This is a genomic window from Colwellia sp. MB02u-14, from assembly GCF_014076915.1.
Lineage (GTDB): Bacteria > Pseudomonadota > Gammaproteobacteria > Enterobacterales > Alteromonadaceae > Colwellia_A.
The window spans coordinates 37187-54852 of record NZ_JACGUX010000066.1 but is presented as its reverse complement, the minus strand read 5'-3'; the positions used below and the strand labels follow the sequence as shown (position 1 = coordinate 54852).

Here is a 17666-nt window from a genome sequence, read left to right as displayed (position 1 = left end):
CACCTCATGAGAATAAAAATTGCACCGTCGCAACGCTGTGTTTGCCTACAATCATTCTTTAGCTTGATTTACACCAAACCACTTAGTTTTTAACTTGTCGAGTGTGCCATTTTCAATGATTTTTCGTTTACCCTGACTATAAACTTTGAGCAAATTAGAATGCTGTTCCTTACCTTTCATGGAAACCACGTACTCTGAGCTTGAATCGATAATCGGTGTTTTTATAAATTCCCCTTCCCAACCTTCTTCTTTCAAAACATAATCCCAGGTGTCTTTGTAACCAATAAAACCATTTATATGTCCCTTTTGAAGCATTTGAAAGCCACTTGATATATTGCCTATTTGATATTTAATAACATCGCTAAGCGCATTCCAATTTTTTCCATAATTGAAGCCTCGTTTTTCGCCAATTATTTTTTCACTTAATGAATTAAAACCCTTCCATTTGATAGAAGCATTTTTGTGTGAGTAAATGACATAATCAACGGTATTAATGGGTTCCCTTGAATAATTATACTTTTTTAATCTTTCATCTGATTTACTCATAGGAAAGAGTAGTTCTGCATGACCAAATTCAAGAATTTTTATGGCTCTATTCCAAGGAACGATCGTATATTTGATTGCATAGCCCATAGCATGGAAACTCTCTTGAAAAACCTCCCAACTGAAGCCCTTAACTAGATCTGTATTCTTTTGAGTAGAGGTAACTCCTTTAACTGCTTTGTTACCGTCAACAAAAACATAAGGGCCGTAATCGACCAAACTTACCACAGACACAACTTTATCTAAGCGAACCGTTAATTGAACATTGGCGCTCACCACACAGGAAACTATTAATAGCATAGCTGTAAATATTCGTTTAAATCTCATCTGGAATTTCCCTTCACTTGAGAGACCTAACTCCTCGTTAATAACACAATATTTTTAACAAAAAAATTTGAGGGTAGAAGTAATACTTAGACCATAAATGTTTATTAATAAAGTGGGAAGGGTAAAAATATACAGCGATATAAAGATTCATATGGCGGTTAATTACTCGTATTCTTTGGCGATATGTCCAATCAAAAAATGACGAGTAATGTTATAAAGTAAACGCTGAAAAGCACTTACAACTACTTTTCCTTAGCATGGTTAAGCAATTAACCATTCAAGCATATTACATCATTAAAACCTCTGTGTTAGACTGATAAAAAATCATCCCATTAATGCAAGTACCTACGCCATAATGAATGCAGAAGAATTACTAAGCCAAGCAAAAGAGTCCTGCAAAAAGCGTGGCGCACGATTTACGTTGGCTCGCGAGCAAGTATTTAAACTATTAACTAGACATAGCGGTGCTGTTGGCGCTTATGATCTTCTTGATGAGCTAAAGTTGATTGACCCCGCAGCAAAACCTGCCACTATCTACCGCGCCCTAGACTTCCTTAACAAACAAGGATTTGTCCACAAAATAGAGTCTCTCAACTCTTTTGTTATGTGCCATCACTTTAGTGAATGTAATCATCCTGTACAGTTATTAATTTGTGACACTTGCGGGCATGTTGAAGAGATTCAATCCTCTAATTTAGACCTTGCTTTACGTTCAATGGCAGATGCAACAGGCTTTACGATTAGCCATCAAATTGTTGAAGCTCACGGCGCCTGCCAAACCTGCAGTTAAAGTAACTTTATCGAATTGTAATTAATACTTTACCCTCGCCCATTGGACCTATATATCGAGCGATTGGTCGCATAAAAACGACTTCCCCCCTTAACTTTTTGAGCCTATTCATGTTATAAATATGCGGTTAAGCGTGTATACATTATAATAATACTCAGGAAGCCTATGAAACATTCAATCAAATCAGCATTGCTTTGCTTATTTGTTGCTGCCAGTAGTGGTAGTGCGATAGCAAAGAATACGGTCGATACCGATAAATTTCGACAATTAGAAGAAATCTTACCAACACCCAATACTTACAGAACAGCATCAGGTGCGCCGGGACATCAATACTGGCAACAACAAGTTGATTACAAAATTAACATTCAACTTGATGATAAAACGCAAACATTAAAGGGTAGCGAAACAATTAGCTACACCAATAACTCTCCAGATACTTTAAAGTACTTATGGATACAGCTTGATCAAAATCGCTTAAAGCGCGACTCAGACAATCGCTTAACAAGCACTGCGCCTAATAAAAAAGTAACTTACAACGGCTTGCGTGGCGCCATTGAGTCAACTGAATTTGACGGTGGTAATAAAATCACCGCGGTTACCGCGTCAAACGGTAGCGCACTTGACTACACGATTAATGGCACGATGATGCGCATTGATTTACCTAAAGCATTAAAATCAGGTGACGATGTTGAATTCAACATCAGCTGGAACTACAACCTACACGAACAAAAAGTGCTGGGTGGCCGTTCAGGTTACGAATACTTTAAAGAAGACGACAACTACTTGTATGAACTTGCAGGCTGGTTTCCTCGTGCAGCAGCATACTATGACGTTATGGGCTGGCAAAACAAACAGTTTTTAGGTAACGGTGAGTTCACTTTAGAATTTGGTGACTACGACGTTAAAATTACGGTACCTGCTGACCATATTGTTGCCGCTACTGGTGAATTACAAAATGAAAGTAAAGTCTTAACAAAGACACAACAAAAACGCTTAATAAAAGCTAAAAAAGCGAAAAAGCCTGTCTTAATTGTTACGGTTGAAGAGGCACTTGAAAACGAAAAGTCTCGTTCAACAAAAACAAAAACCTGGCATTTTAAAGCGAAAAATGTGCGTGATTTTGCTTTCGCTTCAAGCCGTAAATTTATTTGGGACGCTCAAGGTTATAAAGAAGGCGGTACCGATACCATGGCGATGTCTTTTTACCCTAATGAAGGTAATCCATTATGGGAAAAGTACTCGACTGAAGCGATTATCCACACTATGCAGCAGTATAATAAATACACTTTTGCTTACCCATACCCTGTGTCAATTTCAGTAAATGGTCCTGTTGGCGGCATGGAATACCCGATGATAACGTTCAACGGCCCTCGCCCTACACTTGATAAAAAGACCGGTGAAAAAACTTACTCTCGCAGCACTAAATACGGCTTAGTGGGTGTTATTATCCATGAAGTAGGTCATAACTACTTCCCAATGATCGTTAACTCAGACGAACGTCAGTGGACTTGGATGGATGAAGGTTTAAACACTTTCCTACAGTTTTTAGCACAACAAGCATGGGAAGAAGGTTATCCTTCACGACGTGGACATGCTGCTGATATTACTAACTACATGAAAAGCACGAACCAGGTCCCCATTATGACTAACTCTGAATCAATTCTTCAGTTTGGTAATAATGCCTACGGTAAGCCTGCAACAGCATTAAATATTTTACGTGAAACGGTAATGGGCCGCGAATTATTTGATTTTGCCTTTAAAGAATATGCACAACGTTGGATGTTTAAACGCCCAACACCTTCAGACTTTTTCCGTACGATGGAAGATGCCTCAGCTATTGACCTAGATTGGTTCTGGCGCGGTTGGTTTTACACAACAGATCATGTTGACATCGCTTTAGGTAATATTCATTTATACCGTCCTAATAGCCAAAACCCTGATACAGAAGCGGCTTGGAAACGGGCATTAGAAAGTGAAAAACCAACTTTTATTAGTGACCTGCGCGATAAAGGTCAATGGCTTAGAACGACTGACAAGCCTGAATTGTTAGACTTTTATAATGAAAATGACAAATTTACGGCAACCAATAAAGCACGTAATACCTACAACAGCGCAAATAAAAAGTTAAAGCAATGGGAAAAAGACCTACTTGTTGATGAAAGAAATTTCTACATCGTTGATTTTGAAAATAAGGGTGGCTTGGTCATGCCTATTATTGTGCACTTAACTTTTGCAGATAAAACAACAGAACAAGTACATATTCCTGCAGAAATCTGGCGTAAAAATAGCAGTAATGTTTCTAAATTATTCATTACTGATAAAGAAATTACCGCGATTGCCATTGATCCAAACTGGGAAACAGCTGATGTAGATGTTAATAATAACTATTGGCCAGCACGCCCTATTAAATCAAGCTTTGAGTTATACAAACGTAAGAAAAAAGATATGATGCGTGACTACAATGTAAAATTAAAGTCTGCAGATGATGAGAAAGAAGACAAGGAAGAAGAAGATAAATAATGATAAAAATTTCATTATTTAAAAGCTTTATTTTTTGTTTATTGTGTGGGGTTGCGCTTTCCAGTGCAGCCCACCGCTACTTCTTTGGATTAACTGACTTGTCAGTTAATCCAAGAACCCATAATATAGAAGTGATTCATCAACTAACGGCTCACGACATCGAAAACGCCATTGCTGAACAGCAGCAAATACACTTTTCACCCGAGCACGCAGCATACGAACAGATGATCCAAAACTATGTCGAAGCGCACTTCAAACTTATTGACGTTCAAGATAATAAGTATCACGAAATAAAACTTAATTGGATTGGTTTAGAAATAACTAAAGGTAACGTTTATATTTACCAAGAAGCTAATTTTGAAAAATTTTTATCGGGATTAGTGGTAAAAAATGATTTACTCGTCGATACTTACGTTCAACAGATAAATACTGTAAATTACAAAGACGAAACGATTATTGGCAGTTTAACTTTTTCGAAATCCGTTAAAACGGCGAAAATTGCGATAATAAAAAACAATAACTAGTAGGAACGATTTATATTTGCTAAATTAACATGCAAAATCAATTTACTAGTATAACTAAGCCCTTGGGAAACATTCATGAATGTAGAGTTTATCAACCCTTTCTTATCTTCAATGCTCAATGTAATGTCTACTATGGCACAAATGGAATTAGTACCAGAAAAACCTCGTTTGAAAAAAAATGAAGTTGCTATGGGTGATGTTTCAGGTTTAATTGGCATGGTGAGCACGCAAACTAAAGGTTCACTATCCATTACTTTTGAAGGAAAGTTGGCACTTGCGACCATGAAAAAAATGGTGGGTGAAGGTCCTGACGAAATTAATGAAGAAATTACTGATTTAGTCGGTGAAATTACTAATATGGTTACCGGTGGCGCTAAGCGCATGCTTAGTGAAAAAGGTTTTGAGTTTGACATGGCAACGCCTATGGTTGTTTCTGGCAAAGATCATACCATTAACCATAAAGCTGACGGTCCTATTATTATTATTCCGTTAAATTCTGAATTTGGTAAAGCTTTCATTGAGTTTAGTTTCGACAAATAATAATGTAGTTATTTTCAACGCCTTTAATCTAAAGACCCAAACCTCGTTTAGTCATAAACGAGGTTTTTTATTTTTATACGCTATAACACTATTTAGCGCGTAACAATTTAGCGGTAGTGACCATATTAGCTAAAGCTAATTCTCTTTCCAGCCACCTTCTCGTTTTCAAGCCACAATCTGGATTTATCCATAAACGCTCTTTAGGAATTTATTGTTGCGTCTGCTCAGCTAACTTAGTCATCCACGCAAAGCTAGGCACATTAGGTGAATGAATATCATAAACTCCGGGGCCTAAATCATTGGGGTAGTCTTGTTGCTCAAATGTATTGAGTAATTGCATATTTGAACGAGATGTTTCTATAGTAAGTACATCCGCATCTAATTTGATAATTGCCGCCATTATTTCATTAAACTCTGAATAACACATATGACTGTGAATCTGTGTTTCAGCTTTAACATTAGCCGCGGTTGCCCAGTGTAAATACTCTTGCCATTGGCTGTTCTTTAACGGCATTGCTTCACGTATTGCGGGTTCATCTATTTGAATAATCGCTGCGCCATTTTCTTCAAGTTCCTTGACTTCATCAGCAATCGCTAGCGCTATTTGCAGAGTGACCTCTTTGCGTGAAATATCGTCACGTACAAATGACCAAGAAAGGATAGTAATAGCTCCCGTGAGCATCGCTTTTACAAGCTTCATGGTTAAAGACTGTACGTATTTTATCCACTCTAAGGTCATTGGCTGCTTTCGGCTTACATCACCAAAAATAATTGCTGGTTTTACACAATGGGACCCATAACTTTGCACCCAGCCAAATTGACTAAACACGACACCATTAAGTTGCTCACCAAAATATTCAACCATATCGTTACGTTCAGCTTCACCATGAACCAGCACATCGAGATCTAACGTCTCTTACTTCGCAATTGTCTGTCTGATCTCTTTCTTAATAAGCCACTGATATTCAACTTCAGAAATGACGTTATTACGCCATTGACCACGTATTTTGCGAATATCACCTGTTTGTGGAAATGAACCTATCGTTGTGGTCGGATAGTGAGGCAAATTTAATTTTTTTGTTGGACTGCTTTTCGATCGGTAAATGACTGAGAGCGATAAACGGCATTAGTATCAATATTTTCAGTACGCTTTCTCACCATTAAATTTTCAACAGCGGGTGAGTTTATTTTTTGTTGGTGGCTAGCAGAGTAATTTGAAATATCGTCAATATTTCCTGATTGAAACGCTACTTTTAATAATGAAAATGCCTGACATTTTTGTTTCGCAAAGGCTAACCAAGACTTTACCCCATCATCAAGTTTGAGTTCTTGGTCTAAATCTACGGAGCAATGCACTAAAGAACAAGAGGGTGCAAGCCATAAGCGTTCAGCTAAAAGATCAGCAATATCTTTATATTTTTGATAGTTTGCCAATAAATTATTTTTCCAAATATTTCGACGCCCAATGATATCACCCAGTGATCAGGTAATTCGTTAATAATATGTTTAACCGACGTTGGCTCTGCAATGGTGTCAATATCTAAACCATCAACATTAAATTGCTTTATTTCACTAATAACATGATCGATTGATGAAAAATAAGTAGCAAGTAAAATCTTTTATGAGGCATTTTCTAGAGTTTTATAAGAGTCTTTAAAAGCGACTACCCATTCAGAAGAAAGCTCTAGCCCTAAAATAGGCTCATCAATCTGTCACCATTCAACATTGGTTGCTGTTAGTTGTTTAAAAATAACTTGATAAGTCTTAATAAGTTTTGGGAGATACTGTAGTTTTTTATCAGCATCGCCAGCACTTAAGTACAAATAGGTTAAAGGGCGTATGAGCACTGGTTTAATAGCAGTTCCCAACGCTTTGGCTTCGACAGTCTGTGCTAAAAGCCCTGTTAAATCGACGTTAAACTCAGTATTTTCATCAAGTTCAGGAGTGATATAATGATAATTGGTGTCAAACCACTTAGTCATGTCACTGGCTGAACAATCACAACCACTAGGAGCTTTACCCCGAGCGATTCTAAACTCAGTATCGATCATATCATCACTTCCTTGAAAACGTTGCGGAATTGAGCCTAATATCATGGTTGTATTAAGCATTTGATCATAATATGCAAAGTCGCCAACAGGTAAAATATCGATTCCAGATTTTTGTTGAACTAACCAATTACTTTTTCTTTGTTGCTTACATGATTCAATAAAACTTTCTTTGGTTAAACGCCCTGCCCAGTAGTTTTCTAATAAGAATTTTAACTGCCTTTTTACGCCAATTCGCGGAAAACCTAAATTATGAATTTGTCATATTATCTCCATGATATATTAATATTTACATCAATCACAAAAGGCGTCTAGATGGCTATATAGTTACAATTATTGAATATGATGTACTTAACAAGCGCATAAATTTCAACAAGGAGATGAAGAAAACTCATGAGCTTTGAATTAAAACAGCTAAAATCAATTTTGGCTCTGGAAGCCGGTGGTAATATGCGTAAAGCAGCTTATCAACTGTGTTTGAGCCAATCGGCACTCTCTCATCAATTTAGAGAATTAGAGCACAGGGTCGGTGGAGAATTATTTATTCGAAATTCAGTACCACTAATTTTTACTCAAAAAGGCCAAGTATTGTTGAGCTTAGCTAAAAAAATATTGCCACAGGTAAGCAAGGCTCATCAGCAATTAATGCAGAAAAATATGACTCATCACAACATAGTTATCGATATACAATGCCATGCTTGCTTTCAATGGTTATTACCGATAATCCAAAAGACCAGTAATACCTTTCATTATTATGAGTTTGAGTTTGAGTTTGGTAATAGCTCTTTTTTGTCGAATCATCAATCACAAGCAGGTTTGCTATTTAGTGATGATGAAAATAATAATACTTATAACGCGACACAAAAAATAGGCAGCGTTGAATTACTCGCTATTTTACCTAAGCATCATGCATTAACACAAAGAAAGTTTATTGATGCTGAAGACTTTGCTTTGCAGACGTTACTCACTTACCCCGTTGAAAAGGATCGACTTGATATTTTCAATTTATTGTTACGACCAAAGCATGTACAACCAGCTCAGATAAAACAAGTGGATAATAGTCATGTGATTTTACAAATGGTGGCAGCAAATATGGGGATTGCTATATTACCTAATTGGTTGGTTACCAGCATGGCTGGTTCAATCGTTAGTCGACGTTAAACTACTAACAAAAAAAGGAATAACAAAAATACTCTATCTTCATTACGACAGCAATAATATCGGAAAAAAATGACTAAGCATTCGATTACCGGATATAAGAGATGCCTTTACTGCACTGACAAGGTAATGTGTACTCGGCGAGTAATATTACATAAAAGCTCATAAGGAATCGTTGTCGCACATTTGGCTATTTCAGCGACCGATAATTGCTCTCCCCATAACGTCACCACATCACCGACTTGCTCTTGTGAATTAATCCCTAAATCAATCGTTATCATGTCCATTGATACACGTCCTACTAAGGGCACCCTGCGCCCATTAACCAGCACAGGGGTGCCATTTTGGGCATGCCGCGGATAACCATCGCCATAGCCAATAGCAACAACACCAATAATGGTTTTTTCTTCACTTTTCCATGCGTAGCCATAACCAACAGACTCTCCCGCAGCTAATTCTCGTATAGCAATCAAGCTTGATTTCAATGTCATGACAGGTTGGAGGTCGCAGCTTTTATGCTTATTAATCAATGCGCTTGCTGAGATACCCTTTGCTGTGTTTTCAAGTGGCAAAGGAGAAACCCCGTAAAGCAATAGTCCTGGGCGGATCCATTGATAGTGGCTCATTGGCCATGCAAAAATACCCGCAGAATTTGCTAATGTTCGCTCTTCATCACAGCCCATTGTGACCTTTTCAAAGAGTGATATTTGCTCACTCGTCGCTTTACTACTTTTATCATCCGCACAACCTAAATGACTCATCAGTACCATGTTCTCTTGGACGTTTTCTGAGCCTAATAGTTGCTGATAAAAATGCGTAAATTCTTCAGGGTTAATACCTAATCGATGCATACCCGTATCGATTTTTAACCAGACTTTCAAGGGAGATGCTAGCTTTGCCAATAAAAGGGCATCAAGTTGTTGACGGTTATGAATAACCGTTTGTAAATTATTTTCCGCAAGTATGGTTAAGTCTTTTGCATTAAAGAAACCTTCTAGCAACACAATCGGCTGAGTGATACCTGAAGCTCGAAGTGCCAACGCTTCATCAATTCTTGCCACCGCAATGGCGTCAGCAGTCATCGAAGAGTCTCCGTACTCATTTATCATACCTTGATCAGAAAATAATGCGTGAGCAATACGTTCTAAGCCATGGCCATAAGCATTTGCTTTTAGCACCGCCAGCACTTTTGATCTCGGTGCTAGCGACTTAAGTTGCGCTAAATTATATTTTAGCGCTGATAAATTAATGATTGCTGTTGCTGTTGTTAGCGCCATTAATCTTCATCTAAAACATGCGGACCCGCATAATTGTCAAAGCGTGAAAATTGCCCTTGGAAAGTTAGTGGCACACGACCAATTGGGCCATTACGTTGTTTACCAATGATTATTTCTGCCATACCTTTAAATTCAGAATCATCATGATAAACTTCATCACGATAAATAAACATGATCAAATCAGCATCTTGCTCAATAGAGCCCGACTCACGAAGATCCGAGTTAATAGGACGTTTATCTGAACGTTGCTCCAAACTACGGTTAAGCTGAGAAAGCGCAACAACTGGTACTTGCAATTCTTTTGCTAATGCTTTTAATGACCGTGATATTTCTGCTATTTCTAGCGTTCGGTTATCAGCAAACTGTGGTGCACGCATTAACTGTAAATAATCAATCATTATCATACTTATACCACCATGATCACGAGCAATACGACGTGCACGAGAGCGAACGTCAGTAGGTGTTAAACCAGCGGCGTCATCAATAAACATTTTACCTTTATCAATAAGTAAACCCATCGTTGATGACAAGCGCGCCCAATCTTCATCACCTAATTGTCCCGTACGAATTTTGGTTTGATCAATACGACCTAAAGAGGCAAGCATCCTCATCATCAATTGTTCTGCGGGCATTTCTAAACTGAAAATCAATGCAGGTTTATCTTCTGTCATCGCCGCATTTTCTGCAATGTTCATCGCGAATGTGGTTTTCCCCATTGAAGGACGTGCAGCAACAATAATGAGGTCTGATTTTTGGAAACCAGCCGTCATTTTATCTAAATCAGAAAAGCCACTAGAAACACCAGTAACACCATTATTAGGCGCAGAACAAAGCTGCTCAATACGATCAACCGTTTTTTCTAAAACCGAGGTAATGTTTTCTGGTCCCTCTGATTTATTAGCGCGCTGCTCAGCAATAGCGAATATTTTAGTTTCAGCAAAATCAAGAAGTTCTGCACTCGCACGTCCTTGAGGATCATAACCCGCTTCAGCAATTTCATTCGCTACACTGATCATTTCACGTGTAACAGCACGCTCTCGCACAATATCCGCATAAGCAGTAATGTTAGCAGCACTAGGCGTATTCCTCATCATTTCTGCGAGGTAAGCAAAACCACCAGCGTCTTCGAGTCGTTGCTCGTTTTCTAGTGCTTCAGATAAGGTAATTAAATCAACAGGGTTGCCTAATTCAATTAACGCAGCAATGGTTTCAAAAGTGATACGATGCGAACGACTGTAAAAATCTTGGGCAACAACACGTTCACCGACACGGTCCCAAGTCTCGTTATCAAGCAGTAAACCACCCAGTACAGATTGTTCAGCCTCAAGTGAATGAGGCGGAACTTTTAAAGCATTCATCTGACTATCTTGAGAATACTTCTTATCTTTAAAAAATTTATTTGGCTTGCGCTCTGCCATTTATATACCCTAAAACACTATCGCAAATGCGAGATTAAAACTTTTCGTAGGTTAGCAGAATTTCCTTTGAAACAGAATAAAAAAACGAGCTAGCATCGTCCCTAACTCGTTCTATTTTAAATGCCTGAACAATAAAGATTAATGGCTAACATTAATCACACCACTTACTGTACTTGCACGTACATTGGCATTAGCACTACCAGTTTCAAATTGTAATGTTGAACTTGGGCCATACTTAGCTTTATTGGCTTTTTGACCGGTAACTTTATTAATAATATCACCGCTAGCACTTGTAGATAAACGAAAACTTGCGTTCACATTTTTCTGGAGTTTTAAGGCTAAGCCACCGCTAATACTCGACATTTTTACCTCTCCCCCATCGTTTAACGATAAACTTCCTGAAAAATCACCACTGATATTTGAAACCGTTAGTTCGTCAACCTCGTTCAGTGAGATTTTAATATCACCACTGACATTCTCGATCTCCACTTCTTTTGCTGTTGATTGTGAATCAATTTCGCCACTGATCACACGCAAACTCAAGCGTCCGCTAGATTGACGATCTTTAATATTGCCACTAACCGTCGACAAACTTACTTTACCAGATAATTTTTTGCTGTCGATATCGCCACTCACTGAAATTAATTCAATGCGTTCGCTTAAATTAATTGCGTTAACGTTACCACTGACTGTTTTTCCTTCTGCACTGGCATGTAAATTTTCAAAGCTAATATCACTCGAAATACCATCAAAGCTGACACGAATGTTTTTTGGCATGTGTATCGTTAGTATCGAACCTTTATGGTGGCCCCAAAAGTTATTGTTATGCTTTTCAAGCTCAACTTTAATTTTTACACTTGAACCTTGCTGCTTAAACAGTAAACCTTCTGCTTCATCTTCCAACTCTCCTTTAACCGCAATGATATTTTTGTCCCAACCAATAACGGTAACCTTGCCGCGCAAATTTTCGATATTAACACTACTCACATCCCTTAGCGTTAATGACTTATCTATCTGCTCACCAGCAAAACTTGAACAAGCCACAGAAAATAACATCATCGGAATAACTTTTTGTAAAATACTCATAACTACCTCTATATATTACTACTTTTAAATACTTTGCCATTTAGGACTGTACAATTGACTCAATAAGTCGAGCTCTTTTTTTTGTGTCCAGCGTAATAAGTTCAGTAAATCATTATTACTAGGATCTTCGGTTAACGCTTTTTCAATGGTTGTCTGAGCAGAGCTAAGCTTACTTAATTCTTCTTGAATTTCTTTGGGTAACTCCGACACTTTTGGCTGACCAAAACTCACCAACATAGTTTGTTTTGTTTGTTTAAAGTTTTCTTGCATAGCCATAACTAAGTTCAATGGAGAATGATCTTGTTTCGCTAAATTTACTGATTTATCTGCAAGTTGTGGGGAAAAAGAAAACCAAGTAACCAATACTGCTACAACGAGTGATGCTGCCCATGCTGTCGAGATGAAAGCTGCTTTTTTAGGTGAATCAAATGACAGTTTATCTTGTTGCTTTGTCTGAATAGCACGTTCAATACCTGCCCATAAATCGCGTTGCGGTGTCATTTCATCAGGTAATTCAGCCACGGTTTTTTGCAAATCTTGCTCTGACAATAATTTACTCATATCTCGACCCACTCTCTTAATAAACTTTTTGCTCTATGGTATTGTGCTTTACTTGTGCCTACTGCCATATCTAACATTTTTGCAATTTCTTCATGACGATAACCCTCAACAGCGAACAGAACAAATACTAATCGTGCCCTTTCTGGCAGCCTTGCTATTTGTGTATCTAATGCAGTTAACTCAATCGTATCTTCCATTTCTACGGCCACATCTTGAATGGTTTGATCTTCAATACTGAAAATACGTTGCAACCAGTTTTTATGCTTACGTAAATGCCCAAGTACAATGTTGCTCGTTACACTGTGTAGCCAAGTGGAAAATTTACTGTCGCCACGAAAATTAGATATTTTTTGCCAAAGTTGCACAAATACTTCTTGGCAAACATCTTCTGCGCTGTCTTTATCCGCCAGCATACGCCAGCAAATGGCATAAACTTTTCTATGATACTTTTGATAAAGTTGATAGAAAGCTTGCTGATCACCTTGTTGCGCTCGGCATATTATAGCTTGCTCTTCCGCTATTTCAGGCGAAGTAGTTAGCTGACTATCAGTCCAACTTTTAATGTTAATAACTTTCGGATTATCCAAAGGTTAACTCTCAGTAATAGTGTTGTTATAAGGTAAGATACGTGATCTAAGAAAAGGGTTTAAATAAAAGATAAATAAATTTATCTTTTATTTGCGATTACATGAACACATAGTTGTATTCTTAGGAGGTAAACTTGAATTTCAGACATAAAAAAAGCGTCTTAAGACGCTTTTTTATACATTTTGATTTTAGCGTAATATTACTTGCTGCTAAGAGCACCAAAACGTTTGTTGAATTTATCAACACGACCACCGGTCTCAGCAGCTTTCTGCTTACCAGTGTAAAATGGGTGACAAGCTGAACATACGTCTAAGTGAATATCTTTTTTCGCTGTAGAACGCGTTACGATGATGTTACCGCAAGAACATGTTGCTTTGAACTCAACGTAATTAGGATGAATACCGTCTTTCATAGAAACCTCTGTATAAGGCCGTATCGCCACTTAGTCAGTCATTATTGCTGCTAAGCACCATACGAGTTAAAAATAATGGAGGCGAATTTTAAATCATCACCACATGCTTAGCAATAGCCTAAGGATACTAATTGCTAAAAAATGAACAATTAATCAATAACGGGGATTAAAGTGGAACTTTGTACAAAATCGCACTTGGCATCTTAACAACAAGTCGGCAGAATAAGCGTAATTATAGTCAAAAAAGTGTTCTCTATGCAGGTGAGTTATATTCAAGTCGCTATTCCTGTTCCCATGCGTCAGTTATTTACTTATATCGTTCCTGCAACCATCAATGGTGAAGATATTCAAACAGGCGCACGTGTAATCGTCCCTTTTGGTCACCGTCAAGTCATTGGTATCATCATAAGTACCAGCACAACATCTGATATTGAAGACAAAAAACTTAAATCCATTATTAGTTTAGTGAATGACAATTTTCACCTTCCCCCTACTTTATTAAAATTTTTATTGCGCTGTGCCGATTATTATCATCATCCTGTTGGCGATGTATTACAACTTGCTCTGCCAGTTTTACTTCGACAAGTTGAACAGCCTACTATTGATTTAGCCACTACATGGCATAGCCAACAATTTGAACAGGTAAATGAAGAAACAGTTACGCTTGAGAAAATTACCAAGCGAGCACCCAAACAAGCTGAACTCTATGCTTTAATCAACACTCATCAGGGACTCACTTGGGCAGAAATTCGTACCTTAGGCTTTACAAAAGCGCAATTGAACACCCTTGAAAAGAAACAGCTCATTGAGGAAAAAGAACAAAAATCTGAATGTTTTGTTTATCACGACGATGCTTTAGCCGAAGATGAAAAATTAACATTAACCGTTGAACAAGCCGTTATTGTTTCAGCGGTGAAAGCATCTTTTGATCAATTTTCTTGTCATCTGGTTGATGGCATAACAGGAAGTGGTAAAACTGAAGTTTATTTACAAGCCATGGAAAAAACCTTAGCGGCAAATAAACAAGTTCTTGTACTCGTGCCTGAAATTGGCTTAACACCACAAATGCTCAGTCGCTTTGAACAGCGCTTTAATTTACCTATTTGTTTACACCATTCTGGGCTAAATGACAAAGAACGCTTACAAACCTGGCTCGCCGCACAGCGGGGTACCGCAGCAATAATCATTGGTACACGTTCAGCGGTTTTCTCTCCACTACATCACTTAGGCTTAATTATTGTCGATGAAGAGCACGATGGCTCTTTTAAACAACAAGACAGTTTTCGTTATCAAGCACGCGACATTGCTATTTTACGAGCGGGTCAGTTAAATATTCCTATTGTGCTAGGTAGTGCCACCCCCAGTTTAGAGACATTACAAAATGCGCTATCCGGTAAGTACCAATATCATCAATTAACCAAAAGACCGGGCCAAAGTACGCAATCTAAAATAACGCTTATTAATGTTGCACAACAGCAAATGGAACATGGTTTATCCGGCACCTTAAAAAAAGCGATTGGAACGACCCTTAAGCGTGGCGAGCAAGCATTAATATTTCTCAACCGTCGAGGCTATGCTCCTGCCATAAATTGCCAAGAATGTCATTGGATAGCAGATTGTCAGCGTTGTAATAAGCCTTATACCTTGCACCAAGGGCAAAAATTACTCATTTGTCATCACTGTAGTAGCCAGAAACGCATTCCTTATCAATGCCCAAGTTGTGGAAGTGTACGTATTAAACCTATGGGACAAGGTACAGAGCAATTAGAAGAACGTATCGGTGAACTATTCGAGAACTACAGTACGGTAAGAATTGATCGCGACAGCACTCGTAAAAAAGGAGAACTGGCAAAATTATTACAAGAGGTCAGCGATAAAAAACATCAGTTACTTATTGGCACGCAAATGCTAGCAAAAGGACATCATTTTCCAGATGTGACACTCGTTGCTGTTTTAGACGTTGATGGTGCTTTATTTAGCTTTGATTTTCGTGCTGCTGAGCACATGGCACAGCTGTTAGTACAAGTTGCAGGTCGTGCAGGCCGCGAAAGTAAACCAGGCCGGGTATTAGTACAAACCAATTTCCCAGATCATCCACTGTTACAAGATCTAGTGAATAACGGTTATCCTCATTTTGCCAAATATGCATTAACAGAGCGCAAACAAGCATTATTACCGCCGTTTAGCTATCAAGCCCTTTTTCGCGCTGAAGCTAATTACCCCTCTTACCCTGAAAAATTTTTGAGCGCATTAACAGACGTTACTTTTGATGGTTGTCAGTTCGCAGGCCCAGTGCCTGCTGCAATGGAGAAAAAAGCAGGAAAATATCGTTACCATTTAATTGTACAAGCTAAGTCACGTAAACAGCTTCACTTTGCCGTTTATCGACTCATTCATACTATTGCTCAAAATGAATGGCAAAAAAAAGTGCGCTGGACAGTGGATATTGATCCCCTTGATTTAAGCTGGTAATTACCTGCTGATCCCATTCACCAACGAGGTAGCTAAGTAGCGTACTTTGAATGGCAATGGCGAGATATTGCACTCTATTACAATTTTCTATTTAAACTAGTGTTATTTCTTTACCAGTTGGTTAGAATTAGTTGATGTTTACCGGTATATTATTATTTAATGGCTCATCAAGATTACGTTTCCCGCGCTCAAAATAAAAAGAAAAGTCCTTATAAAAGTAAAGTGGCTCCTAAACCAACGTTCACTGTAAAATTTAAACTTGTCTTGTTGCTCGCTATTTTATTGATTGGTGGCTTTAGTTACGGTTTATGGGCGATAAAAGATAAAAAACCATCAACTTCTCCTGTAAAAGTAGTCAAAGAAGACACACGCGTTGTCAAAGAAAAAGCATTACCTGCGCCACCTAAAGAGATATGGGCTTATGTGGACAATCTCCAAAGTAAAGAGGTTGAAGTGGGTAAGTATGAAGTTAAAGACAAAGGTCCCTATAAAATGCAATGTGCTTCATTTAGAACAATGAAACAAGCAGAGATATTAAAAGCAACGATTGCCTTTACTGGCTTAACGTCTCAAATAAGTGAATCAAAAGGCAAGAACGGTATTTATTACAAAGTATTCTTAGGCCCTTATGAGCGAAAACGTGAAGCAGAAAAAGATAAACATAAGTTAAAAAGCAATAATGTAAATGGTTGTCAAATCTGGTTTTGGAAATAAAACGAAACAGATTAATGAGCGATAAATTAGTTCGATTGACATAATAGCCACATTTATCTAGTTCCCTCCTTGAAAAAGTCATAATGAGCCTTATCTATTCTCCATAGATGTAAATAAATATTTGAGGTTAATTGTGACGACTATTGTATGCGTAAGACGTAATGGCAAAGTAGCTATTGGTGGTGATGGACAAGTTTCACTTGGAAATACCGTAATGAAAGGCAACGCTCGTAAAGTTCGCCGTTTGTATAATGGTAAAGTACTTGCTGGTTTTGCTGGTGGTACTGCTGATGCTTTTACTTTGTTTGAGCGATTTGAGAGTAAGCTTGAACAGCATCAAGGACACTTAACGAAAGCCGCGGTGGAACTTGCTAAAGATTGGCGAAGTGATCGCGCATTACGAAAGTTAGAAGCCTTACTTGCTGTTGCCGACGAAACAGCTTCATTAATTATCACGGGTAATGGTGATGTTGTACAACCAGAGCACGATTTAATTGCTATTGGTAGTGGCGGGAATTTTGCTCAATCAGCAGCCACAGCGTTATTACAAAACACCGAACTAAGCGCTAAAGAAATTGTTGAGAAGTCATTAACAATCGCTGGTGACATTTGTGTATTCACCAATCATCAGCATACGATTGACGAGCTATAAGGCTCCCTCTTGCTTAGTAAAATATAAAACAAGTAA

Annotated in this window: 16 protein-coding genes and 2 pseudogenes; 8 read left to right on the top strand and 10 right to left on the bottom strand. The window is 38.1% G+C overall.

What is annotated here, in order from left to right; genetic code table 11:
* Window positions 1-51: 51 nt before the first annotated feature.
* Complete coding sequence (locus H4J52_RS07445) at window positions 52-870, bottom strand: ABC transporter substrate-binding protein (RefSeq protein WP_182177548.1); 819 nt, start codon at window positions 868-870, stop codon at window positions 52-54.
* A gap of 355 nt (window positions 871-1225) precedes the next feature.
* Between H4J52_RS07445 and zur the strand changes: the two genes are divergently transcribed.
* From zur to H4J52_RS07425, 4 genes are all read left to right on the top strand, one after another.
* Window positions 1226-1660 (top strand): zinc uptake transcriptional repressor Zur, encoded by a 435-nt coding sequence (zur, locus tag H4J52_RS07440; protein WP_182177550.1) that lies wholly within the window; start codon window positions 1226-1228, stop codon window positions 1658-1660.
* Window positions 1661-1825: 165 nt separating this feature from the next.
* On the top strand, window positions 1826-4180 hold the full coding sequence (locus tag H4J52_RS07435; protein WP_182224438.1) for a M1 family metallopeptidase: 2355 nt from the start codon (window positions 1826-1828) through the stop codon (window positions 4178-4180).
* Window positions 4180-4704, top strand: coding sequence for a DUF6702 family protein (locus tag H4J52_RS07430; protein WP_182177554.1), 525 nt, complete (start codon window positions 4180-4182; stop codon window positions 4702-4704). The genes H4J52_RS07435 and H4J52_RS07430 overlap by 1 nt, the downstream gene beginning before the upstream one ends.
* A gap of 75 nt (window positions 4705-4779) precedes the next feature.
* A complete protein-coding gene (locus H4J52_RS07425; protein ID WP_182177555.1) occupies window positions 4780-5244 on the top strand; it encodes a chemotaxis protein CheX in 465 nt (154 codons plus the stop codon).
* Between the two features lie 88 nt (window positions 5245-5332).
* Here the strand turns inward: H4J52_RS07425 and metE are convergent.
* The 3 genes and pseudogenes from metE to H4J52_RS20415 form a co-directional block, all read right to left on the bottom strand.
* A pseudogene (gene metE / locus H4J52_RS20425) lies at window positions 5333-6310 on the bottom strand (5-methyltetrahydropteroyltriglutamate--homocysteine S-methyltransferase).
* Window positions 6311-6312: 2 nt separating this feature from the next.
* Window positions 6313-6678, bottom strand: coding sequence for a hypothetical protein (locus tag H4J52_RS20420; RefSeq protein ID WP_404851826.1), 366 nt, complete (start codon window positions 6676-6678; stop codon window positions 6313-6315).
* Window positions 6636-7526, bottom strand: a pseudogene (locus H4J52_RS20415) (hypothetical protein). The gene H4J52_RS20420 and the pseudogene H4J52_RS20415 overlap by 43 nt, the downstream one beginning before the upstream one ends.
* Window positions 7527-7685: 159 nt before the next feature.
* On the opposite strand from H4J52_RS20415, the gene H4J52_RS07415 reads away from it, so the two are divergent.
* Window positions 7686-8453 carry a LysR substrate-binding domain-containing protein gene (locus tag H4J52_RS07415; RefSeq protein ID WP_182224437.1) on the top strand — a complete coding sequence of 256 codons (768 nt, stop codon included), beginning with the start codon at window positions 7686-7688 and terminating at the stop codon, window positions 8451-8453.
* A 107-nt stretch (window positions 8454-8560) separates the two neighbouring features.
* On the opposite strand, the gene alr is transcribed toward H4J52_RS07415, so the two are convergent.
* The 6 genes from alr to rpmE all read right to left on the bottom strand — a co-directional run bounded on the left by alr (window position 8561) and on the right by rpmE (window position 13792).
* Window positions 8561-9727, bottom strand: coding sequence for an alanine racemase (alr, locus tag H4J52_RS07410; protein ID WP_182177559.1), 1167 nt, complete (start codon window positions 9725-9727; stop codon window positions 8561-8563).
* Window positions 9727-11145: a replicative DNA helicase gene (gene dnaB / locus H4J52_RS07405; protein ID WP_182177561.1), complete on the bottom strand. Its 1419-nt coding sequence runs from the start codon at window positions 11143-11145 to the stop codon at window positions 9727-9729. The genes alr and dnaB overlap by 1 nt, the downstream gene beginning before the upstream one ends.
* A 138-nt stretch (window positions 11146-11283) precedes the next feature.
* The gene (locus tag H4J52_RS07400) at window positions 11284-12231 is read right to left on the bottom strand and encodes a DUF4097 family beta strand repeat-containing protein (RefSeq protein ID WP_182177563.1); all 948 of its coding nucleotides are present in this window, start codon (window positions 12229-12231) and stop codon (window positions 11284-11286) included.
* Window positions 12232-12255: 24 nt separating this feature from the next.
* On the bottom strand, window positions 12256-12792 hold the full coding sequence (locus H4J52_RS07395; RefSeq protein ID WP_182177565.1) for a hypothetical protein: 537 nt from the start codon (window positions 12790-12792) through the stop codon (window positions 12256-12258).
* Entirely contained in the window at window positions 12789-13355 is a 567-nt protein-coding gene (locus H4J52_RS07390; RefSeq protein WP_182177700.1) for a sigma-70 family RNA polymerase sigma factor, read from the bottom strand. The genes H4J52_RS07395 and H4J52_RS07390 overlap by 4 nt, the downstream gene beginning before the upstream one ends.
* Before the next feature lie 224 nt (window positions 13356-13579).
* The gene (gene rpmE / locus H4J52_RS07385) at window positions 13580-13792 is read right to left on the bottom strand and encodes a 50S ribosomal protein L31 (RefSeq protein ID WP_070374999.1); all 213 of its coding nucleotides are present in this window, start codon (window positions 13790-13792) and stop codon (window positions 13580-13582) included.
* Between the two features lie 255 nt (window positions 13793-14047).
* Here rpmE and priA point away from each other — a divergent pair, with 255 nt between their 5' ends.
* The 3 genes from priA (at window position 14048) to hslV (ending at window position 17630) form a co-directional block, all read left to right on the top strand.
* Window positions 14048-16264, top strand: a complete 2217-nt coding sequence (gene priA, locus H4J52_RS07380) for a primosomal protein N' (RefSeq protein WP_182224436.1) — start codon at window positions 14048-14050, stop codon at window positions 16262-16264.
* A gap of 159 nt (window positions 16265-16423) precedes the next feature.
* Complete coding sequence (locus H4J52_RS07375; RefSeq protein ID WP_182177569.1) at window positions 16424-16978, top strand: SPOR domain-containing protein; 555 nt, start codon at window positions 16424-16426, stop codon at window positions 16976-16978.
* A gap of 133 nt (window positions 16979-17111) precedes the next feature.
* Entirely contained in the window at window positions 17112-17630 is a 519-nt protein-coding gene (gene hslV / locus H4J52_RS07370) for an ATP-dependent protease subunit HslV (RefSeq protein WP_182177571.1), read from the top strand.
* Window positions 17631-17666 lie beyond the last annotated feature (36 nt).